The organism is Demequina maris (assembly GCF_000971155.1).
GTDB lineage: Bacteria > Actinomycetota > Actinomycetes > Actinomycetales > Demequinaceae > Demequina > Demequina maris.
Map to the genome: position 1 here is coordinate 154,384 of NZ_BBLX01000006.1, position 19,936 is coordinate 174,319.

General features: G+C 72.5%; 18 protein-coding genes. 13 read left to right on the forward strand and 5 right to left on the reverse strand.

Translation table 11 applies throughout. From position 1 onward, the window contains the following. The first annotated feature begins 230 nt into the window (after window positions 1-230). A complete protein-coding gene (locus AOM02_RS08960; RefSeq protein ID WP_062298813.1) occupies window positions 231-1,244 on the forward strand; it encodes a LacI family DNA-binding transcriptional regulator in 1,014 nt (337 codons plus the stop codon). Here the strand turns inward: AOM02_RS08960 and AOM02_RS08965 are convergent. Further along, window positions 1,241-2,236, reverse strand: coding sequence for a LacI family DNA-binding transcriptional regulator (locus tag AOM02_RS08965; protein WP_228373806.1), 996 nt, complete (start codon window positions 2,234-2,236; stop codon window positions 1,241-1,243). The two genes, AOM02_RS08960 and AOM02_RS08965, sit on opposite strands and share 4 nt — an antisense overlap. 92 nt (window positions 2,237-2,328) lie before the next feature. Here AOM02_RS08965 and AOM02_RS08970 point away from each other — a divergent pair, with 92 nt between their 5' ends. The 5 genes from AOM02_RS08970 to AOM02_RS08990 all read left to right on the forward strand — a co-directional run bounded on the left by AOM02_RS08970 (window position 2,329) and on the right by AOM02_RS08990 (window position 8,055). Further along, window positions 2,329-3,966, forward strand: coding sequence for an HAD family hydrolase (locus AOM02_RS08970; protein WP_156156159.1), 1,638 nt, complete (start codon window positions 2,329-2,331; stop codon window positions 3,964-3,966). Between the two features lie 29 nt (window positions 3,967-3,995). Then, a complete protein-coding gene (locus tag AOM02_RS08975; protein ID WP_062298815.1) occupies window positions 3,996-4,904 on the forward strand; it encodes a DUF8171 family membrane protein in 909 nt (302 codons plus the stop codon). 66 nt (window positions 4,905-4,970) lie between these two features. Next, window positions 4,971-6,689 (forward strand): ABC transporter ATP-binding protein, encoded by a 1,719-nt coding sequence (locus AOM02_RS08980; protein ID WP_062298816.1) that lies wholly within the window; start codon window positions 4,971-4,973, stop codon window positions 6,687-6,689. Beyond that, window positions 6,686-7,492: an energy-coupling factor transporter transmembrane component T family protein gene (locus tag AOM02_RS08985; protein WP_062298817.1), complete on the forward strand. Its 807-nt coding sequence runs from the start codon at window positions 6,686-6,688 to the stop codon at window positions 7,490-7,492. Before AOM02_RS08980 ends, AOM02_RS08985 begins: the two co-directional genes overlap by 4 nt. A gap of 119 nt (window positions 7,493-7,611) precedes the next feature. After that, window positions 7,612-8,055 carry a hypothetical protein gene (locus tag AOM02_RS08990; protein WP_156156160.1) on the forward strand — a complete coding sequence of 148 codons (444 nt, stop codon included), beginning with the start codon at window positions 7,612-7,614 and terminating at the stop codon, window positions 8,053-8,055. A 97-nt stretch (window positions 8,056-8,152) separates the two neighbouring features. Here the strand turns inward: AOM02_RS08990 and AOM02_RS08995 are convergent, their stop codons facing one another. After that, window positions 8,153-8,842: a GTP pyrophosphokinase gene (locus tag AOM02_RS08995; RefSeq protein ID WP_439645396.1), complete on the reverse strand. Its 690-nt coding sequence runs from the start codon at window positions 8,840-8,842 to the stop codon at window positions 8,153-8,155. A 206-nt stretch (window positions 8,843-9,048) separates the two neighbouring features. Between AOM02_RS08995 and AOM02_RS09000 the strand changes: the two genes are divergently transcribed. From AOM02_RS09000 to AOM02_RS09005, 3 genes are all read left to right on the forward strand, one after another. Then, window positions 9,049-10,161 (forward strand): hypothetical protein, encoded by a 1,113-nt coding sequence (locus AOM02_RS09000; protein ID WP_062298819.1) that lies wholly within the window; start codon window positions 9,049-9,051, stop codon window positions 10,159-10,161. A gap of 176 nt (window positions 10,162-10,337) precedes the next feature. Beyond that, entirely contained in the window at window positions 10,338-10,511 is a 174-nt protein-coding gene (locus AOM02_RS14325; RefSeq protein WP_156156161.1) for a hypothetical protein, read from the forward strand. A gap of 82 nt (window positions 10,512-10,593) precedes the next feature. Beyond that, window positions 10,594-11,817 (forward strand): LCP family protein, encoded by a 1,224-nt coding sequence (locus AOM02_RS09005; RefSeq protein WP_228373807.1) that lies wholly within the window; start codon window positions 10,594-10,596, stop codon window positions 11,815-11,817. A 33-nt stretch (window positions 11,818-11,850) separates the two neighbouring features. Here AOM02_RS09005 and AOM02_RS09010 read toward each other — a convergent pair whose 3' ends face one another. Continuing rightward, window positions 11,851-12,726 carry an oxygenase MpaB family protein gene (locus AOM02_RS09010; RefSeq protein WP_156156162.1) on the reverse strand — a complete coding sequence of 292 codons (876 nt, stop codon included), beginning with the start codon at window positions 12,724-12,726 and terminating at the stop codon, window positions 11,851-11,853. Window positions 12,727-12,913: 187 nt separating this feature from the next. Between AOM02_RS09010 and AOM02_RS09015 the strand changes: the two genes are divergently transcribed. From AOM02_RS09015 to AOM02_RS09025, 3 genes are all read left to right on the forward strand, one after another. After that, window positions 12,914-14,299 (forward strand): O-antigen ligase family protein, encoded by a 1,386-nt coding sequence (locus AOM02_RS09015; RefSeq protein ID WP_169746616.1) that lies wholly within the window; start codon window positions 12,914-12,916, stop codon window positions 14,297-14,299. 60 nt (window positions 14,300-14,359) lie between these two features. Then, on the forward strand, window positions 14,360-15,412 hold the full coding sequence (locus tag AOM02_RS09020; protein ID WP_062298821.1) for a zinc-dependent alcohol dehydrogenase family protein: 1,053 nt from the start codon (window positions 14,360-14,362) through the stop codon (window positions 15,410-15,412). A gap of 149 nt (window positions 15,413-15,561) precedes the next feature. After that, window positions 15,562-16,518 (forward strand): GmrSD restriction endonuclease domain-containing protein, encoded by a 957-nt coding sequence (locus AOM02_RS09025; protein ID WP_082104990.1) that lies wholly within the window; start codon window positions 15,562-15,564, stop codon window positions 16,516-16,518. Here AOM02_RS09025 and AOM02_RS09030 read toward each other — a convergent pair whose 3' ends face one another. Next, window positions 16,519-18,333 (reverse strand): AMP-dependent synthetase/ligase, encoded by a 1,815-nt coding sequence (locus AOM02_RS09030; protein ID WP_062298822.1) that lies wholly within the window; start codon window positions 18,331-18,333, stop codon window positions 16,519-16,521. Window positions 18,334-18,576: 243 nt separating this feature from the next. Here AOM02_RS09030 and AOM02_RS09035 point away from each other — a divergent pair, with 243 nt between their 5' ends. After that, window positions 18,577-19,275, forward strand: a complete 699-nt coding sequence (locus tag AOM02_RS09035) for a PadR family transcriptional regulator (protein WP_062298823.1) — start codon at window positions 18,577-18,579, stop codon at window positions 19,273-19,275. 22 nt (window positions 19,276-19,297) lie between these two features. Here AOM02_RS09035 and AOM02_RS09040 read toward each other — a convergent pair whose 3' ends face one another. Then, window positions 19,298-19,909, reverse strand: coding sequence for a GNAT family N-acetyltransferase (locus AOM02_RS09040; protein ID WP_062298824.1), 612 nt, complete (start codon window positions 19,907-19,909; stop codon window positions 19,298-19,300). Between the last annotated feature and the right edge of the window lie 27 nt (window positions 19,910-19,936).

Sequence of the window (19,936 nt, forward strand, 5' to 3'; positions counted from 1 at the left end):
ACTCATCCTCGTCTCACACCAGCGTGAAACGATTCATATATGTGCGAACCTAATGTCCGGTTCGGGAGGTGTCAACGAAGTCGTGTCTCGAACGCGTAACGATGTGCCGAAACGTGACCTCCGTCCCTGGTGCGCCGGCGCGGACTCCCACCCAACGCGCCGCGCTTCCCGTCGTGCTTGGAAGGTTTCAGTATCCTGACGGGACCATCCGTATCGACGAGGAGGCCGGAATGTCGGTGAGCGTGCGCGAGGTCGCCGCTCGGGCGGGCGTGTCCGTGGGCACCGTGTCGAACGTGCTCAATCGGCCCGACCAGGTCAAGGCCGAGACGGTCGAGCGTGTCCGTGCCGCCATCGAGGAGCTCGGATATGTGCCGAACGCCGCCGCGCGCCAGCTGCGCGCCGGCCGTAGCCAGAGCCTCGCGCTGCTGGTGCTCGATGTCGGCAACCCGTTCTTCACGGACGTCGCGCGAGGCGCCGAGGCGCGCGCGGCGAAGGAGGGCCTCACCGTCCTGCTCGCCAACTCCGACGAGTCGTCGGAGCGCGAGGCCAGCCACCTCGACGTCTTCGAGCGTCAGCGTGTGAGCGGCATCCTCGTCTCCCCGGTCGAGGGCGACTTCACGCGGCTCGAGGAGATCCGCAAGCACGGCATCCCCGTGGTGCTGGTCGACCGGGGCGCCGACCAGGCCCGGTTCGCGTCCGTATCCGTCGATGACGTCGCCGGCGGCGCGCTCGCCGCGCGCCACCTGCTCGAGCAGGGGAGGAGGCGGCTGGCGTTCGTGGGCGGCCCCCTGCGCATCGGCCAGGTGGCCGACCGCTTCGCGGGCGCCTCGGCCGCGGTCGCGGAGCACGGATCGGCCACCCTGCAGCTCTTCGGCACCGACGAGATGTCGCTCGACGAGGGGCGTCGCGTGGGCGAGGCGCTGCGCCCGCTCATCAGGGACACAGGCATCGACGGCATCGTCGCGGCCAACGACCTGCTCGCGATCGGGGTCGAGCGCGCGCTGCTGTTCGGCCCGGACCCGATCCGTGTCCCCGACGAGGTCGCGCTGGTCGGCTACGACGACATCTCGTTCGCCGCATCGGCCGTCGTGCCGATCTCCTCGATCCGGCAGCCTCGCGAGCTGATCGGCGCCACCGCGGTCGAGCTGCTGCTCGAGGAGGCCTCGCGCGCCAAGGGCGACGCGCCGCGGCACGTGGTCTACGCGCCCGAGCTCGTGGTGCGGGAGTCGAGCGTCTCGGGCTAGGCCGCCGGGCCGGTCGAGCCGCGCACGATGAGCCGCGGCTCGAGCGTGACCTCCGCCACCTCGCGGTCGCCGTCGATCCGTGCGCGGAGCAGCCGCATCGCCTCGCGTCCCATCGCCTCGCGCGGCTGCTCGACGGTGGTGAGCGCGGGGCGCATCAGCCGGCCGAACTCCGCGTTGTCGTAGCCCACCACGCTCAGGTCTCCGGGCACGTCGAAGCCCCGCTCGAGGGCGTCGGAGAGGGCCGTCGTCGCGATCCGGTCGTTGCCGGCGAAGCACGCGGTCGGGCCCCCGGGGCGGCCTACGAGATCGAGGAGCCGTGCGGTGCCCTCGGCCGCGTCGATGACGACGGGGTCGAGGCCGGCGTCGCGCATGGTCTCCTCGAAGCTGGAGCGGCGCGCCGTGGCGGCCGCGCGGCGGGATGAGGCGATGTGGGTGATCCGCCGGTGGCCGATGTCGAGCAGGTGGGCGACGGCGGCCTGCGCGCCATGCTCGTCGTTGTTGCGGACCACGCTGACGCGCCGCGGCGGCGCGAACGGCCGTCCGACCATCACGACCGGCCGGCGGGCCGCCGCGCGGTCGAGGGTCTCGGCGTCGAGCATGGCGGAGACGACCACGACGCCGTCGACGCCGAGGTCGAGGATCTCGTCGAGGCGGCGCTCGAGCACCTCCGCCGAGCCACGGCCGTGGCCGATGATCGTGCCGAGCCCCGTCGCCTCGGCGTCCGCCTCGATGCCGGCTGCGACGTCCGCGAAGTAGGGGTTCGCGAGGTCGCTCACCAGCATGCCCACCATCTGCGTGCGGCCGCGCGCAAGCCCGCGTGCCAGGGCGTTCGAGTGGTAGCCGAGCTCGGTCGCGACGTCGAGGATGCGCGTGCGGGTCGCGTCGGACACGCCTGCGTCCCCCCGGATCGCGAGCGACACGAGCGACTTCGAGACGCCCGCGGCGCGGGCGACGTCGACGATGGTCGGCGCGGGTCGTGGGGGCGAGGTCACCCTGCAGTTCTAGCAGAACGTCAGGTGAACGACGGGCGAACTTACGGGAACGGATCGGTGCCCGCCTGGAACGCTCCAGTAGCGTCCAGGACGTGACCTCATCCACCCTCTCCACCCCGGCCCCCAGGACCGTCGCCTCGGCCGCCCGCATGCCCCGGCCCCGCGCCCTGCTGCTCGACTTCGGCGGGGTGGTGATCACCACCGCGAAGCGCGCGCACGGCCTCGACGACGCCGCCGCGCACGTTGCCGCGATGCTCGAGCGCGGGCTCGTCCCGGTGCCCGTCGACGAGGTGCGCGCCAACCTCTCCGCGGGCCTCACCGCCCTCACGCACTGGAAGCACGCCGCGAGCCGCCGCCGTGAGCCCCGCGAGCTGACCCATCGTGAGATCGTGGGCGACTTCCTCGCCGCCGAGCTGCCCGAGCGCGCCCGGGCGCTCCTCATCGCGGAGGCCTCGGAGCTGCTCGACGCACTCCAGACGCTCATCACCGACCACCGCCTGCGCCCCGGCATCCGCCGCCTGCTCCAGGTCGCGCGCAGCCGCGCGATCCCGGTGGGCATCGTCTCCAACGCGCACTCGGGCCGCAGCCACCGCCGCATCCTCGCGGAGCTCGGGGTGATCGACTCCTTCGCGGTGCAGGTGTACTCCGACGAGGTCGGGATGCGGAAGCCCAACCCCCGCATCCTCGAGCTCGCGGCCGCCGCGACGGGCGTCGCGCCGGCCGACTGCTGGTACGTGGGAGACACCCTCGACCGCGATGTGGTCGCCGCGCGGCGCGCCGGCATCGGAGCCGCGATCGTCACCCGCGACAAGCACACCGACCATCCGCCGTTCGCGGTGGCGCAGCGGCCCGACGCGGTGTTCGACACTCCCGCCGAGCTGGCCGACGCCTTCGAGGCCGCCCTCGCCGCACGTGCGGACGATGCGGGAGCGACGGCCGCCGCATCGTCCCGCGGGGACGCGCCGCGCAGGGGCGCCCTGCTGATCGACCACGGCGGTGTGATCTCAGCCTCGCACCCCGACGTCGACGCGCTGCTGTCCCTCGGGGACCACGTCGCGCGGCTGCTGTCGACCGCGGAGGCGCCCCTCACGGCGGACGCGGCCGTGGCGATGATCCGGGGCGCGCGCGAGCGCCGGGCGGAGCGCAAGGACGGCTCGCTCGCGGAGACGACGCCCTTCGAGTTCTGGGTCGAGTGCTTCGGTGCCGACCTCGACGACCGCGCTCGGGCCATCCTCACCGCCGAGGCCGTCGACCTCATGCACCGCTACGGCCGTGCGAAGAGCCGCCGCACCCTGCGCGCGGGCGTCGCCGAGGCGATGCAGCTCGCGCGGGCGATGGGCATGCCGATCGTGGTCGTCTCCAACACCCTGTCCGGACGAGCGGTGCGCGACGCGTGCGCGGCGCACGGGCTCGCGACGCTCATCGGCGCATACGTCTGCTCCGACGAGCACGGCATGCGGAAGCCGCACGCCGGGATCGTCCAGGAGGCGCTCCGGATAGCCGACGCGGACCCCGCGTCCTCCTGGTTCTACGGCGACAAGCCCCACGCTGACGCCGAGGCCGCGCTCGCGGCCGGCATCGGCCGCCGCGTCATGGTGCGCGGCGGGGCCGTCGTCGACGACGTGCTCGACTCCGCGTTGGCCGCCGGCATGGCGACCGACGTGGTGGACGACGCGAACGGCCTGCTCGCGCTCCTGCGACAGGCCAGCCCGACCCCTGCAGTCTCCTGACACCACCCGTTCCGATGGAGGAGCTCCTCATGTCCCAGACCACCGCCCCCGACGAGCGCACCGGCAGGCTGCGCGGCACCGTCGCCGGCCTGCCGCGCGACCTCACCGGCTCGCAGAAGCTCATGGTCTTCGTGCTCTCGATGGCGCTCTCGGGCGTCGCGAACCTCGTGCTCGAGATCATCCCCGACGTCACGATCGGCCCGGTCGACGTCTCCGTCAGCTACTTCGTCTTCGTGCCGCTCGCGCTCGTCGCGCTTCTCAACCCGTTCTGGGCCGCGCTCGGCGCCCCGATCGGCGAGGTGATCTTCGTCGACCTGCTCATGGGCGACTTCTCCGGCCTCGCCGAGATCGAGGGCATCATCCAGATGTTCCTCGCGCTGTACATCGCGGGCTCGCTCGTGCGGAACCCGCGCAACCGGATGCAGATCGCCATCGCCGCCGTCACCGTCGTGGTGATCGACAAGGCGCTGTCCGCGATCGTCGACCTGTCCAAGGTGTGGATCGGCGTCGAGGACGCCGAGTTCGTCGAGGGCCTGCCCGAGTCGATCCTGCTCCTCGAGGGCATCGGCTACGCCGTGGACATCCTCATGAGCGGTGTGCTGTTCGGCGTGATCCCCGCGATCTGGCTGATCCCGGCTTTGCACGGCCGCATCGAGCCGCTGCTGGGCATGCGTCCGCGCGTGCCGGGCGAGCCCATCCAGGGCTCGGCGCCCCGGAACGGCCTGTTCGTCGGCGTCGCGGTGGCGCTCAGCGTCGCGTCCTTCTTCTTCGCCTTCCTCGAGGCCTGGGACATCGAGCTAGGCGTGTTCGAGCCCGAGTGGCTCGACACGTACGGTCCCGGCTTCATCTGGGTCGGCGTCGGCGCGGCGGCGATCGCCTTCCTCGTGGGCGTGGCGCTGGCGCGCGCGGCCCGCGGCAAGTCCGACGACGAGAACTGAACAACGGTCCGGGCAGGGGCGCACGCCCCGGCCCGGACCCACCTCATCGAGAAAGCAGCACCCCGCATGACCGCCATCATCGAGCTCGATCGGCTCAGCTTCCGGTATCCGGGAGCCGACCGGGACACCCTGCGCAACGTCTCCCTGACCATCGAGGAGGGCGACTTCGTCGCCGTGATCGGCGGCAACGGCTCCGGCAAGACGACGCTGTGCAAGACCTTCAACGGGCTCGTCCCGCACTACTGGGCCGGCGAGTTCGCGGGGGAGGCCCGCGTCGCGGGCGTCGACACCTACGAGTCGACCGTGGCCGAGCTGTCCGGCCTCGTCGGCTACGTCTACCAGGACTTCCAGAACCAGCTGGTGCGCCCGCGCGTGCGCGACGAGGTCGAGTTCGGACCCGTGAACTTCGGCATGGAGGACTTCGCCGCCCGCGGCGAGGAGGCCATGCGGACCCTCGGGGTCGACCACCTCGCCGACCGCTTCGTATGGCAGCTCTCGGGTGGCCAGGCCCACCTCACCGCGCTCGCCTCGGTGCTGTCGATGCGCCCGCGGATCATCGTGGTCGACGAGCCCGTCGCCGAGGTCGACCCCGCCGGCGCTCACGCCCTGTACGAGCGCCTCACGCAGCTCAACCGCGAGCTCGGCATCACCGTCGTGGTGATCGAGCACCACGCGCAGTTCATCACGCAGTACGCCAAGTCGGTGGTCCTCATGGATGACGGCGCGCCCGTCTGGCACCTGCCCGCCGCCGAGGCCGCCGCCCGTGCCGACGAGCTCGCCGCCCACGGCATCCCTGCGCCGCAGATCATCGACGCGTGCGCCGCGGCCGGCATCGAGGGCGCGCCGCGCACCGTCGCCGAGGCCGCCACGCTGCTACGCGAGGCCGGCGTCCGGCCCACCGGCGCATCGTCCGCCGGGACGGATGACGCAGGGGAGGGCGAGGCAGCCGAGCAGGCCCGCCCGGTGGTCACCGCATCGTCGCTCTCGCACGGCTACCGGACGGTCGCGGGCGACCTGATGCCGGTGCTGCACGACGTCGACCTCACGGTGCGCGCGGGGGACCGCATCGCGCTTGTGGGCGGCAACGGCGCCGGCAAGTCCACGCTGATGCGCCTGCTCGGCGGCCTCCAGGTGCCGCGCGAGGGCAGCATCGTGCTCGACGGGGTCGACACCCGCAAGGCCTCGAGCTCGCGGCTCGCCGACCACGCGGCGTATCTGTTCCAGCGGCCCGAGCAGATGTTCCTCAAGGACTCCGTCCGCGCGGACGTCCGCCTGCACCCCGCCGGCCGCGGTCGCGAGGACGTCGACGCGCTGGTCGACCACGTCCTCGACCGCGTGCGGCTGACCCCGCTCGCCGACCGTGACGGACGTACCCTCTCGGGCGGTCAGCAGCGGCGCGCGACCCTCGCGATCGGCCTCGCGATGAGCCCCGCGCTGATGCTGGCGGACGAACCCACCGCGAGCCTCGACGTCGCCAGCCGCGACAGCGTCATCGCGATGCTCGACGAGCTCTCCGGCACCATCGCCGCGGCCGTGGTCGCGACCCATGACATGCATCTGGTCGCTGAGTGGGCGACCCGCGTCATCGTCCTCGAACGGGGGCGCATCGTCGCCGACCTGCCGCCCCGCGAGCTCTTCGCGGACGACGCGCTGCTCGCCCAGGCGCGGCTGGTGCCGCCGCAGATCGTCGCCCTCGGGCGGGAGCTGGGCGTGGAACCGCTGCCGCTGTCGGTGGCCGACTGGCGCGACGCGGTCGCGCTGTCCGGGACGGAGGCGCTCGCATGAGCCGCAAGACCAGGGACGTGCTGTCCGTCGAGTGGGTCAAGCTCGAGCTCATCCGCACCGCCTACGCGACGCGCGGCGGGCTGTTCGCCAAGATGGACGCCCGCATGGTGATCGGCTGGTACCTCATGCTTGCCGTCGCGCCGTGGCTGACCCACAACTTCACCACCATCCTCGCGCTGTTCGCGATCACGGCCGTGAGCGCGGCCCTCGCGCGGGTCGGTCCGCTGGTGCTCGGGCTGTTCCTCTTCGGCTTCCTCACCGACTTCCTCTACGCCTTCCTCGCCGCGTGGATGTTCGGCGGCGACGTCAACACCGCGATCGCGCTGATCGAGATCAACCTCAAGCTCGCGACGGTGTCGCTGGCCTCCATCGCGGCCTTCGTGTCCCTCGACCCCGAGAAGCTCAGCACCGGTCTCCTCGCGCTGGGGGCGCCCGAGCTGCTGGCCTTCGGCGTGAGCTACGGCTACCGGATGATGCCCATCCTGTTCGAGGAGTTCGGCATCGTGTTCACCGGGCTGCGGCTGCGCTCGGCTCCCGGTGCGCGCGGGTTCCTCGGGATGCGGGCGCTGTGGCGCTGGGGGACGTACGCCGTGCAGGCGTTCTATCCGATCTTCCTCAACACCGCGAAGAGCGTGCGCACCACCGTGGAGTCGCTCGAGACGCGCGGCTTCACCGCCAACCAGGGGAGGGGCCTGCGGATCGCGCGGCTGAGCATCGGCGGTCTCGACGTGGCCGTCGTCGCGGTGACGGTGGCGGCGGTGGCGGTCGCGTTCGGGCTAGGCGCCAGGTGGCCCCTGGGGTGATGCGGACGGGGCTCGTCGCCGTGCCGCGGGGCCCCTCCGGCGAGACAATGAAGGAGGGGCATCCACCCCTCCGTGGAGTCGGAGAGAGGGTGATCGACATGGGCTCCACACTCGCAAGGATGCGGTTCACGATGCTGTGGCTGGTGGCCGCCGTCGCGCTGCTCGGATCGGCGGTGATCTTCTTCTACGAGCCGGACGTTCTCGCGGAGGGCGTCGCCGGTGAGATGGAGGGCGAGGCCGTCACCATGGGCATGGCTCTCATGATGGCAGGCATGGCGCTCGCACCGCTGGTGCTGGCGACGGCCGTGCTGTTCATCCCGGGGCGCGCCAACGCCATCACCAACCTGGTCGGCGGCGTGCTGCTCGGAGGACTCGGGATCTTCTCGCTCATCAGCCACCTGGGCGGCGAGGGGTTCCACGCCCACCTCGTCCCTGGGCTCGCCGCGGGCGCGATCGCGTGGCTCATCGCGGGCCTGAGCGTCGTCGCGCTGCGACGGCACTCGCTCGAGGCGGCACCACCGGGTTCGCTGAAGCTCGAGTTCACGGCCACGGCGCACGCCTGACGTGCGCCCGGGCGGTCGCGAACCGCCCGGCACCCGCCTCACCGGGCTCGCCGACGCATCGTCGCCGGCGGGCCCGACGCATCGTCCCGCCCGGCGGTCAGCCCTGCGGGCCGTGGATCTGGCGGTGCAGGCGCGCCATGCGCGCGTCGAGCTCCGCGGCGGTGGCGGCCGCCTCGCGCAGCTCGGTGGTGAGCTGCTCGGGGACCGCCGCGTCGTACTTGTAGTAGATCTTGTGCTCGAGGCTCGCCCAGAAGTCCATCGCGATGGTGCGGAACTGGACCTCGACCGGGACCGACGTGCGGCCGGTCGACAGGAAGACCGGGATCTCGATCACGGCGTGCAGGCTCTGGTAGCCGTTCGGCTTCGGGTGCGCGATGTAGTCCTTCACCTCGCGCACGGTGACATCGTCCTGCTGGGTGAGCAGGGAGAACAGGCGGTGCACGTCCGCGACGAAGGCGCATGTGACCCGCACGCCGGCGATGTCGGTGATGTGCGCGCTGATCGAGTCGAGGTCGCGGGGGACGCCCTTGCGGGCGACCTTCTCCAGCAGGCTCTCGGGCGACTTCACGCGGCTCGAGACGTGCTCGATCGGGTTGTAGTCGTGGAGCTCGAGGAACTCGTCGCGGAGGATCGACAGCTTGGTCTCGATCTCGCGCAGCCCGAACTCGTACTTCAGCAGGAAGCGCTGGATGTCCTGACGCAACGCCTTGACCTGGTCCGCGGTGACCGGCGGGGCGCTCGCGTGGCCGAGGGTCGCCATGGTCTCGAACGGAGTGATCTGCGTCATCGTGTCCCTGTCGTCGTCGACCGGACCGGTCCGGCCCCACCCAGTCTGACGCGCGCCGACGGCCCGGGGTTCCCGCGCGGCTGACGGGTCCACGACGTCCCTGGTGGGGCGCCTACTGCGATCGCAGTACGCGGAAGTGCCTACGCCGGGACGATGTGCGGAGGGCCCCGGATCGCGAGGCTGGAGGCACCAAGAAGAAAGAGGAGATGAACACCATGTCCGCCCCCACCGCCCGCCGGGTGATCCCCGGGATCGTCACCCTTGGACTCGCCGCCGGCGTCGTCCTCGTCCCCAACGCCGCGTTCGCCGCCTGCAAGTCGGGCGACTCGCAGACCCGTCCTGCTGCCGCCTCTCAGGGCCAGGGCCACGGGCCGTCCGTCCCCGGCCCCTCGGCAGGCGTGACCACGCAGATCGCGATTCCCGCTCCCGACGAGACCGCCGTTGTCGTCGAGCCGGAGCTGCCGCGTCAGCTGAGCCCCGAGCTGCTGAACTTCATTCCCGAGTCGGAGAGGCCGGCCGTCGTCGTGCCGCCGCGCCTCGAGCAGGGCGCTCCTTCGTCGCAGCCGGTCGTCGCTGAGGAGACCGTGGTGCCGGAGAAGCTCGTGCAGGGCACACCCGAGCCGCAGCCCGCCGTCGCGGCCGAGGTGGAGCGTCAGGTCCGTCCGGAGCGTCTCGCGCTTCTCGGTTCTGTGCCCGAGCCGTTGCCGGTCGCCGCAACCGAGACCGCGGTGCCGCCGCGCCTTGAGCAGGGCACGCCCGAGCCGCTGCCGGTGGCTACGACCGAGACTGTGGTGCCGCCCCGTCTCGAGCAGGGCACGCCCGAGCCGGTCGTCGTGGCTGAGGTGGAGCGTCAGGTCCGTCCGGAGCGTCTCGCGCTTCTCGGTTCTGTGCCCGAGCCGCTGCCGGTCGCTGCAACCGCGACCGTGGTGCCGCCCCGTCTCGAGCAGGGCACGCCCGAGCCGCTCCCCGTCGTCGCCGAGGAGGCACTCGTCCCCCAGATCGCCGAGCAGGGCGTCCCGACGCCGCTGCCGGTCGAGACGCCGTCCGTCGTGGACCAGCAGATCCCCATCCCTGCGACCACGACGGCCGGTGCCACCGTCGTCGACACCGACGTCGACGACACCCTCGCCACGGACGAGGTCGCTGATGCGCCGCAGTCCGAGGCGGTCGCGGAGGGCGCCCGCCTGGCAGCGGACGCCCCCGCGACCACCCTGTCGCACACCGGTGTGGACGGCTCGACGCTCGCCCTGGGCGGTGCGGGCCTCGGCGCCATCCTCCTCGGTGGTGCGATGCTCGCGATCCGTCGGGTGCGCGGCTGAGGGGCCCGCACACGCGCATGACGCGACACGGGAGCCCCGGGGAGACCCGGGGCTCCTTGTCGTGACCGTCGTCCACCTGCCCGTCGTCGAGAGTTCGCCCAGCGTTCACGTGGCGCTGGCACCACGCGCGCTCCCGGCCGGGGAACCTGGAGTCGACGCCGACCCGGGGGGAAGCCATGGACGCTCGACAGACGACCCGCACCGAGCAGGCGCGATCAGACAGCGCGCACGAGATCGCCGTGCTCGCGGCACGCATCCGCCAGGTCTCATCCGAGGCGGCCGTCCAGGGGCTCGCGACCAAGATCGCGCGCATCGCCCAAGACATCGAACGCGAGCACACCGCGCGCTGACGGACACCGCCGCCGGGGGTGAAGCGGGCCTCTCCGGTGCCGTCTCCGGCTCGAAGGTTCCACCACGCGTTACCCTCGCACCGTGACAGACGACCGCGACGGCAGCTCGGGCTCCGGCGATCCGGTGCGCCGCATGCCGCCCTCGATCCAGCCCCGCAGCGGGCAGGAGCGCCCCGGTAGCGCGCGCCCCGCCCAGCCCGTGCGCCGCGAGAGCGTGCGCCCCCAGCCCGCGCCCGAGCGGCCCACGACCCGCCAGCCCCAGCCGCAGGCGTACTCGACGCCGCCGGGTCAGCAGCGGCCCGCATCGTCGCCACGACCCCAGCAGGCGCCGCCCGCGGAGCCCCCCGCCGCCACGGCTCCCCAGGCACGCAAGCGCAGGCGTCACCCGATCCGCAACACGCTCATCGCGCTGGTGCTCATCCTCGCGATCGCGGCCACGGTCTTTTACTTCTGGGTCGACTCGCGCATCAACCACGTCGACGCGCTCAGCGGGGCCGCCGACACTCCGGGGCTCACGGTCCTGATCGTCGGCTCGGACTCCCGCGAGGGGTGGGGCGACGACGGCACCGAGGGTGCGCGCACCGACACGATCATGGTGCTCCACAAGCCCGAATCGGGACCCACCGCGCTGATCTCCATCCCGCGTGACTCGTACGTCGAGATCCCCGGCTACAACCCGAACAAGATCAACGCGTCGTTCGCGTTCGGCGGGCCGCAGCTGCTGGTCGAGACCGTCGAGGGCGTCACCAACCTCACCATCGACCGCTACCTCGAGGTGGGCTTCACGGGCGTGGGTGAGATCGTGGACGCGCTCGGCGGCGTCGAGCTCTGCTACGACAAGAACGTCAACGACAAGCTCAGCCGCCTCAAGTGGAAGAAGGGCTGCCACGTCGCGGACGGCGACAAGGCGCTCGCGTTCTCCCGGATGCGCTACTCGGACCCGCTGGGCGATATCGGCCGCACGCAGCGCCAGCAGCAGGTGGTGGGCGCCGTCGCCGACGAGATCATGAGCCCCGCGACGATCCTCAACCCGTTCCAGCTGGTGCCGGTGGTCTCCGCGGGCCTGGACGCGTTCCGGGTCGACGAGGACGCCTCGCCGCTGGACCTCGCGCGCGTCGCGCTCGCGTTCAATTCCGCGCTTGGCGGCGACGCCGTCACGGGCACGCCGCCGATCGCGTCGATGGGCTACAGCGTCGCCGGCGTCGGCTCGACGGTCCTGCTCGACCCCGAGCAGGAGGACAAGTTCTGGAAGAAGATCGCGAACGGCAAGTTCAAGCCGGGCGCGGAGGTCGGCGGCGTCTCGTAGCGCGTCGCCCGGCGGGCCTCGGACCGAGGCGGCTCAGTCGACGTTGCTCGTCGGGCGGGTCGCCTGGGCGCCCCAGCGGACGGCCCGCGTGACCAGGCCCGCGGCGACTGGGCCGAACGTCCGCGTCCGCCACCGGTCACGCCCGAGCGCGGCCCGCGCCCAGCCCGGCAGCAGGGCCACCGCGCCCGAGGCGAGCATCGCGTACGGCACCCGCATCGCGCGTGAGATCGGCGGCTCGCTCAGCAGGAAGTGCGCGGCGTCGAGCGCCTCGGCCGTCGCCTCGAGCTCGGTCCGGTAGCCCTCGATCGCCTCGCGCAGCTCCGCCACCGTCTCCGGCAGGTCCGTCGCCCCGAGCCGCCGCCCCACCTGCGCCGCCTGCGCGACGTACTCGTCGCACTGGGCGGGTGACAGCGGCCGCCGGCCGTAGCGCTGGTGCGCCGCGAGGAACGAGTCCGCCTCCGCCACGTGCACCCACCGCAGCAGGTGCGGGTCGCTGGCGCGGTACGGACGCCCGTCCGGCGCCTTGCCGCGCACGCGCTCGTGGATCGCGCGGATCCGGTCGACGGTCTCCTGCGCGTCGTCCTCGGTGCCGAACGTCGTGAAGGCCAGGAACGTCGCCGTGCGCGTGAGCCGCCCCCACGGGTCGCCGCGGTACCCGGAGTGCCCCGCGACGCCGGCCATCGCGAGCGGGTGCAGCGACTGCAGCAGCAGCGCGCGCACCCCGCCCACGTACATCGACGAGTCGCCGTGCACGATGCGGATGGCCGCCCCCGGCGGGAACCATCGCGGCCCCGGGGTCTCGTGGACGCGCGCGCGGATCGCCGGCCCGTCCGCCCCGCCGATCCGCGCGAACATCGCGGCGCCCATCCGCGCGCGGACGCGCTCGACCGGGTTTGCGGTGGTCTGCATGCGGTCAGTATCACCCGGGCCCGCGCTCGCGGACGACGCGCGCCACCCGGCGGCGGCTGCGCGGCACCGGGTTAGGATGGCGCGCCGGTCTCACTCGGACGTGAGCTGACGCGAGGGCGGCAGCCTCTCCGCCTTGCCGGCCGTCGACGAGTACCGTCCCTGGTAAGGAGGATCCGACCGGATGCCCATGAGATCAGCCGCGTCCCTGTACGCCCGCACCACGTCCCAGCGCGCCCGCGCGTGGGTGACGGTGTGGACCGTGGTGCTGCTGTTCTCGGGTCAGGGCTTCCGCTACCTCCTGGGCGTGCCGCTGTACTCGGCCCTCGTCGCGCTGACCGTCGCGGCGGTGATCGTGACGTTCCGCCGATTCCTCGGCAGCCTCCGCGTCCCGCCCCTCGTGGGGACGTTCACGGCCCTCGCCGCGCTGAGCGTGCTGTGGTCCCAGACCCGCGCCGTGACCGCGCTCGCGGCCGGCGTGCTCGCGGTCACGACGTTCATCGCCGTGCTCATCGCCCGCGGCACCTCGCGCGGCCAGTTCATGGCCTTCCTGTACCGCGGCCTGCAGGTGAGCCTGTTCCTCGGCATCGCGTTCGAGCTGGTCGTCGCGTTCGTCGTGCGTGCCGACCTGCCGCCGCTCGCGACCGACCTGTCCAGCATCGCGAAGGTCGACGGCGGGGGAGAGCCGATCCTGTGGTCGCGCAACAACCTCCTCGTCGGCGGCCCCATCCAGGGCTTCGTGGGCAACCGCAACCCGTTCGCGGCGCTCGCGCTCTTCACCGCGATCGTCGCCGTCATCGTGCTCCTGGAGCGCCGCATCCGCCCGCTCGACGGCGCGATCACGCTCGCCGCCGCGGTGGCGGTGCACCTGCTCACGCTCTCGGCGACCGTCACCGTCGCGGCGGTCTACCTCACCGCCCTCACCGTCGCGGCCCTCGTGATCCGACGCGTGCGCCCCTCGCTCAAGCGGCGGCTGTCGTTCGCGGTCCTCGCCTGCACAGCGATCGTCGCGGTGCTCACCCTGAAGTTCCGCGCCGAGATCTTCGCGATGTTCGACCGCGGCCCCGACGCGACCAACCGCACCATGATCTGGGACCAGGTGGTCCACTACGCGTGGCAGCGCCCCGAGGGCTGGGGCTACGTGGGCTACTGGCCCATCTGGGAGGAGCCCTACGCCACCATCATCGACAAGGCGGGCGTGGTCGCGGCGCACGCGCACAACGCGTTCCTCGACGCGTGGCTGCAGCTGGGTCTCATCGGCATCACGCTGCTGCTCGTCATGGTGGTGCTGTCGTTCGGCAGCGCGTGGCGCCTGGTCGAGCGCGCGAGCCGCGGCGACACGTACATCCCGCTGGGGTGGGCGCTGCTCACCGCCGCGCTCGCCCTGCAGGCCCTCACCGAGTCGCGCCTCCTCGTCGAGGGCGGATGGTTCCTGCTGGTGGTCCTCTACTGCTCGGGCCCCGGCGTCTTCACGCTCGCGATCGTCGATCCGGACCTGGTGCGCACCGGCGCCCCGGCCCACGACGAGGCCCACGCCGAGGACCCCGTGTCGGTGCTCAACCGGCCCGTCCTGTGAACCTCGGGGTCTCCGGAGCCTCCTAGTCTGGTCCAGGCAACGGACCACCCAGGAGGCAGCATGCGCGCGACGATCATCCACGGCGAGCGGGACATCCGTGTCGAGGACGTGCCGGACCCGGTGCTGTCGACGGGCGTCGACGCGATCGTCCGCGTGGTCGCGGCCTGCGTGTGCGGCTCCGACCTGTGGCCCTACCGGGGCGTCACCGAGGTCGCGGCCCCCAGGCGCATCGGGCACGAGTTCGTCGGCGTGGTCGAGGAGGTGGGCGACGCGGTCGAGCGCGTGCGCCCCGGCGACTTCGTGATCGCGCCGTTCTACCAGTGCGACAACACCTGCCTGAACTGCCGGAACGGCATGACCGTCCACTGCCTGCACGGCGGCTGGTGGGGCCGCGAGACCGAGGGGCTCGGCTTCGCGGACGCCGGCCAGGGCGAGCGTGTGCGCGTCCCGATGGCCGACGGCACCCTCGCCGTCGTGCCCGGCGGCATACCGGACGATGCGCTAATCCCGGGCCTCCTGACGCTGTCCGACGTCATGGGCACCGGCCACCACGCGGCCGTGTCCGCAGGCGTGACCGAGGGCTCGACCGTCGCGGTCGTCGGCGACGGCGCGGTCGGCCTGTGCGCGATCATCGCCGCCAAGCGCCTCGGCGCGTCGCGCATCGTCGCGATGTCGCGCCACGAGCCGCGCCAGGCGCTCGCGCGCGAGTTCGGCGCGACCGACGTGGTCCCCGAGCGCGGGGACGAGGGCATCGCGCGGCTCAAGGAGATGTTCGACGGCATCGGCCCGGACATCGTGCTCGAGTGCGTCGGCACGAAGGAGTCCATGGACCAGGCGCTGCGCTCCGCGCGGCCCGGCGGCCAGGTGGGCTTCGTGGGCGTGCCCAACGGCGGGCCCGAGCTGCCCGTGCGCCAGATGTTCAACACCAACGTGGGCGTGCGCGGCGGCGTCGCTCCCGTGCGCGGCTACATCGACGAGCTGCTGCCCGAGGTGCTCGACGGCCGCATCCAGCCCGGCCGCGTCTTCGACCTCGAGCTCCCGCTCGAGGAGGCCGCGCAGGCGTACCGCGCGATGGACGAGCGCACCGCGATCAAGGTGATGCTGCGCCCGTAGCTTCACTCACCTCGCGCCCTGCCGGAGGTGGTAGGCCTTGGTCGCTCTGAGGCGATCTGTGCCTCCCATGGGTAGCCCAGTGTCGCTCGCGCCGGGACGGAGTCCCCGGCGGTAGCGTGGTGAGGCCCCCTTTCCGACCCGAGAGAACGATGCGCCTCCCCACCTCCGCCCGCCTGCTTGCCGTCGTCGCGGCGTCGACGCTCGCGGTCGCGGCGTGCTCCACGCCGACGGGCACGGTGTCGCCGGTCGGGAGCCCCGTGCCCGTCACATCGTCCGCTGGCACCACGACGCCCGCCCCGACGCCGAGCGCGACCGCCACCGCGGAGAGCTCGCCCGCCCCGTCGCATGGCGACGCCTACGCGGCCGCCCTTGCGCTCACCGTGAAGGGTCGCGCGCCCAAGACGGGCTACTCGCGCGAGGAGTTCGGCGACGGGTGGCAGGACACCGACGGCAACGGCTGCGACGCGCGCAACGACATGCTCGCGCTGCGCCTCACGGACCTTGAGGTGCAGGGCGGCTGCATCGTGCTGGCGGGGACACTGGAGGACCCGTACACCGCGACCACCATCCGCTTCCAGCGCGGGGGCGCGAGCGAGGTCGACATCGACCACATCGTGGCGCTGTCGGACGCCTGGCAGAAGGGTGCCTTCGCGTGGGACGAGGACACGCGCGTGGAGTTCGCCAACGACCCGCTCAACCTCGAGCCGGTGGACGCGGGTGCGAATCGTCAGAAGGGCGACGCGGACGCGGCGTCGTGGCTGCCGTCGAACATTGCGGCGCGCTGCGGGTACGTCGCGCGCCAGGTCGCCGTGAAGACCGAGTACGCCGTCTGGGTCACGCAGGCCGAGCTCGACGCGATGCTCCTCGTGCTCGACACCTGCCCGGACGAGCCGCTGCCCGCGCGCGGGGTCGCGCTGGACCCCGGCGTCGCGCCGTCCACGACCGCGAGCCCCACGCCCACGGCCACCGCTGCATCGTCCGACCCGCGCTTCTCGTCGTGCGCGAAGGCGATCGACGCCGGCTACGGCCCGTACGTGAGAGGTGAGGACGAGGAGTACGGCTGGTACCGCGACGGCGACGGGGACGGCATCGTCTGCGAGCGGTGATCAGGCCTTCGCGTAGATGCCGTCGATGATGTCGGCGAAGTGGTCCTCCACCTGCTTGCGGCGGACCTTGAGCGAGGCGGACATCTCCTCGTGGGCCTCGCTGAGCTCACGGGGGAGCACTCGCCACTCGCGGATCGCCTCCGCGCGCGAGACCAGGGCGTTCGCTCCGTCGATGATGTGCTGGATGTGCTCCCGCACGGTCGCGTCCTTCGCGGCCTCGGCGGCGGACATGAGCGACAGGCCCTTGGACTTGAGCCAGCCGGGCAGCATCGCCTCGTCGATCGACAGCAGCGCGCCGATGAACGGCTTGCCGTCGCCCACGACCACGACCTCCTGGATGAGCGCGTAGGGGCGGATCGCGTCCTCGAGGCTCGCGGGCTGGACGTTCTTGCCGCCCGCCGTCACGAGGATCTCCTTCTTGCGGCCGGTGATCGAGAGGAAGCCGCCCTCGTCGATCGCGCCGAGGTCGCCGGTACGGTACCAGCCGTCGGTCATGACCTCGGCGGTCGCCTCGGGGTTCTTCCAGTACCCCGAGAAGAGGTTCGGGCCCTGGGCGAGCACCTCGCCGTCCTCGGCGATCCGCACGGCGCCGCCGGGGTAGGGGTAGCCGACGGTGCCGACGCGCACGTCGGTCGGCGGGTTGACGGTCATGGGGCCGGCGAGCTCGGTGGTGCCGTAGCCCTCCATCACCGCGATGCCGAGGCCGCCGTAGAAGTGGGAGACGCGGGGCACGAGCCGGGCGCCGCCGCACACGATGTGGCGCAGGTTGCCGCCGAGCGCCGCGCGCACCTTGTTGAGGACGAGCGCGTTCGCGACCGCCATCTGCGCGCGCAGGACGATGCCGTGGCGGCCGCGCCGCACGCGCGCCTCGTCGACCTTGCGCGCGACGAAAGCGCTCCAGCGGAAGAGCTTCTGCTTGATGCCGCCGCCGGTGCGCTCGTCGACCACGTTGTAGAAGGTCTCGAGCACGCGGGGGACCGCCATGAGCCAGGTGGGCTTGAAGGTCTGCAGGTCCGAGGCGAGCGTCTTGTGCGTGGGCGCGAAGCCGATCACGGCCTCGCACGCGAGGGCGAGGATCTCGACGTGGCGCGCGAGCACGTGCGCGAGGGGCAGGAACAGCAGGATCCGGGCGTCGTTGTGGGCGAGCGTGCCGAACTCCGAGTGGGCGGCGCCGTTGAGCGCGTGCTCGACGAAGGCGCGGTGGCTCAGCGCGACGCCTTTGGGGCGGCCGGTGGTGCCCGAGGTGTAGACGATGGTCGCGACGTCGTCGGCGCGGACGTCCTTCGACGCGTCCGCGAGGGTCGCGTCGTCGATGATCGCGCCGGCCTCGGCGAGCACGTCGAGCGCGGGCTCCTCGTCGCCGTCGATGATGAGCAGGCGCGGGGGCGTATCCATCTCGCGCACCGCGGCGGCCATGGTGTCGTTCTCGACGATGAGCATCGCCAGGTCCGCGTCCTCGCGGATCCACGCGAGCTGGTGCGCCGACGAGGTCGGGTACACGGGCACCGTGATGGCGCCGGCCGCCTGGATGGCGAAGTCGAGCACCACCCACTCGTAGCGGGTGTTCGCCTGCAGGCCGACGGTCTGGGTGGGCGCGATGCCGTACGCGAGCAGGCCCTTCGCGACGCGCGAGACGTCGGCTTGGAAGCGGGCGCGGGAGACCATCACCCAGGCACCGGACTCGTCCTTGTACTCGCCGAAGATGCGCTCGGGATCCTCGGTCACGCGATCGCGCAGCAGCGAGGTGAAGGTGTAGTCGTCGGGCTTGCGGACCAGCTGAGGCGTCGCCGACTCGGTGCGGGGGGACTCGCTCATGCCTGCAATCCTAAGCAACGCGACCGTAAGTTACGGCGCCGTAGGTCCCGCCTCGCCACACCCTCCCGACAGTCCCAACGGAGTGGATCCCGACACGCCGGGTGCGCGGGCACGATGCGCCGGTCGCGGCAGCCTGTCGCGGCGGGATCCGTTGGCGGTGTCGTGGCCGATGGGGGTTGTCAGCGCGGCTATCGCGATATATCGTGATAGCGCAACGATAGATACGACAGAAGGGAGCGGGTCATGAGGCACTCGCACCAGCACCCCGGGCCGCGCGGTTTCCGCGGCGACATCCCCGGCCCCGTGTGGGCCGACGGCACCGAGTCCGCCGCGCCGGGCGCGCGGCGCCGACGCGGTGGCTTCGGTGACCACGACGAGGCGGAGGGGCTCGATGGCCCGCGGGGCCGCGGCCGCCGCGGCGGTCCGGGTCACGGTCCCGGCGGCCATGGCCACGGGCCCGGTGGCGGTCGAGGACGCGGCCGCGGTCGCAGCGGCGGACGGCCGCGGGGCGACGTCCGCGTCGCGATCCTGCTGCTGCTCGCCGACCAGCCGCGCCACGGCTACGACCTCATCCGCGAGATCGAGGAGCGCAGCGGGGGAGCATGGGTGCCCAGTCCCGGCTCGATCTACCCGACGCTCCAGGCGCTCGAGGATGAGGGCCTTGTCGCGGTCGACACGGTCGAGGGGCGCAAGGTCGCCTCGCTCACCGAGGCCGGCGACGAGTGGGCCGCCGAGCACGCCGCCGAGCTCGACGCGCTGTTCGAGGTCGACGACCGCGAGCAGCAGATGATGGCGCTGCGTCGCGAGCTCGACGCGTTGCGCGACGCCGCCTCCCACGTGATGCGCCATGACCACGGCGCCGAGGTCGCCGCGAAGGCGGTCGAGGTGGTCTCGACGGCGCGTCGCGACCTCTACCGGCTCCTGGCCGACGCGGACGGCTGACCCGGTCCGCGCATCGTCCCTGCTAGGCGGGCGAACCGGCGGCGAGCCGCGGGACGATGCGCGCCTCGAGCCCGCTACGCACGGCGGGCCATTCGCGGTCGAGGATCGAGAACACGACGGTGTCGCGAAGGGTGCCGTCGTGCCACCGCTGGTGCTGGCGCAGCACGCCGTCCTGGTGCGCGCCGAGCCGCGCGATCGCGGTCCGCGACTGGTGGTTGTGCCAGTGGGTGCGGAACTCGACGGCGATGCATCCGAGGTCGTCGAAGGCCCGTGACAGGAGCAGCAGCTTGGCTGCCGGGTTGACCCCCGTGCCCTGCGCGTCCCGGCCCAGCCACGTGCTGCCGATCTCGAGGCGCCCGTTGACCTCGTCGAGGTTGAGGTACGTGGTCATGCCGACGGCCCGACCGATGGCCGCGTCGACGATCGCCCACGGAGCGACCCGGCCGGCGCGCTGCGACGCGAGGCGCGCCTCGATCTCCTCGGCCATGCCGTCGGGCGAGGGGATGCGCGTGTACCAGGTGCGCCACAGGTCGCCCGGCGTCACCGCGGCCGCGAGGTCGTCGCGGTGGGCGAGGGAGAGCGGCTCGAGGCGCACGAGCGGGTGCTCGAGCGTCGGGGCATCGTGGAAGGCCATGGCGCGAGCCTAGGGCCTCGGCGTCGC

Bases quoted from the DNA above. Each gene is read 5' to 3' on its own strand.
- AOM02_RS09030 (WP_062298822.1), bottom strand. From the start codon at position 18,333: ATGAGCGAGTCCCCCCGCACCGAGTCGGCGACGCCTCAGCTGGTCCGC.
- AOM02_RS09040 (WP_062298824.1), bottom strand. From the start codon at position 19,909: ATGGCCTTCCACGATGCCCCGACGCTCGAGCACCCGCTCGTGCGCCTC.
- AOM02_RS09020 (WP_062298821.1), top strand. From the start codon at position 14,360: ATGCGCGCGACGATCATCCACGGCGAGCGGGACATCCGTGTCGAGGAC.
- AOM02_RS08995 (WP_439645396.1), bottom strand. From the start codon at position 8,842: ATGACGCAGATCACTCCGTTCGAGACCATGGCGACCCTCGGCCACGCG.
- AOM02_RS08985 (WP_062298817.1), top strand. From the start codon at position 6,686: ATGAGCCGCAAGACCAGGGACGTGCTGTCCGTCGAGTGGGTCAAGCTC.
- AOM02_RS08990 (WP_156156160.1), top strand. From the start codon at position 7,612: ATGCGGTTCACGATGCTGTGGCTGGTGGCCGCCGTCGCGCTGCTCGGA.
- AOM02_RS14325 (WP_156156161.1), top strand. From the start codon at position 10,338: ATGGACGCTCGACAGACGACCCGCACCGAGCAGGCGCGATCAGACAGC.
- AOM02_RS09000 (WP_062298819.1), top strand. From the start codon at position 9,049: ATGAACACCATGTCCGCCCCCACCGCCCGCCGGGTGATCCCCGGGATC.
- AOM02_RS08960 (WP_062298813.1), top strand. From the start codon at position 231: ATGTCGGTGAGCGTGCGCGAGGTCGCCGCTCGGGCGGGCGTGTCCGTG.
- AOM02_RS08980 (WP_062298816.1), top strand. From the start codon at position 4,971: ATGACCGCCATCATCGAGCTCGATCGGCTCAGCTTCCGGTATCCGGGA.
- AOM02_RS08975 (WP_062298815.1), top strand. From the start codon at position 3,996: ATGTCCCAGACCACCGCCCCCGACGAGCGCACCGGCAGGCTGCGCGGC.
- AOM02_RS09025 (WP_082104990.1), top strand. From the start codon at position 15,562: ATGCGCCTCCCCACCTCCGCCCGCCTGCTTGCCGTCGTCGCGGCGTCG.
- AOM02_RS09035 (WP_062298823.1), top strand. From the start codon at position 18,577: ATGAGGCACTCGCACCAGCACCCCGGGCCGCGCGGTTTCCGCGGCGAC.
- AOM02_RS09015 (WP_169746616.1), top strand. From the start codon at position 12,914: ATGAGATCAGCCGCGTCCCTGTACGCCCGCACCACGTCCCAGCGCGCC.
- AOM02_RS09010 (WP_156156162.1), bottom strand. From the start codon at position 12,726: ATGCAGACCACCGCAAACCCGGTCGAGCGCGTCCGCGCGCGGATGGGC.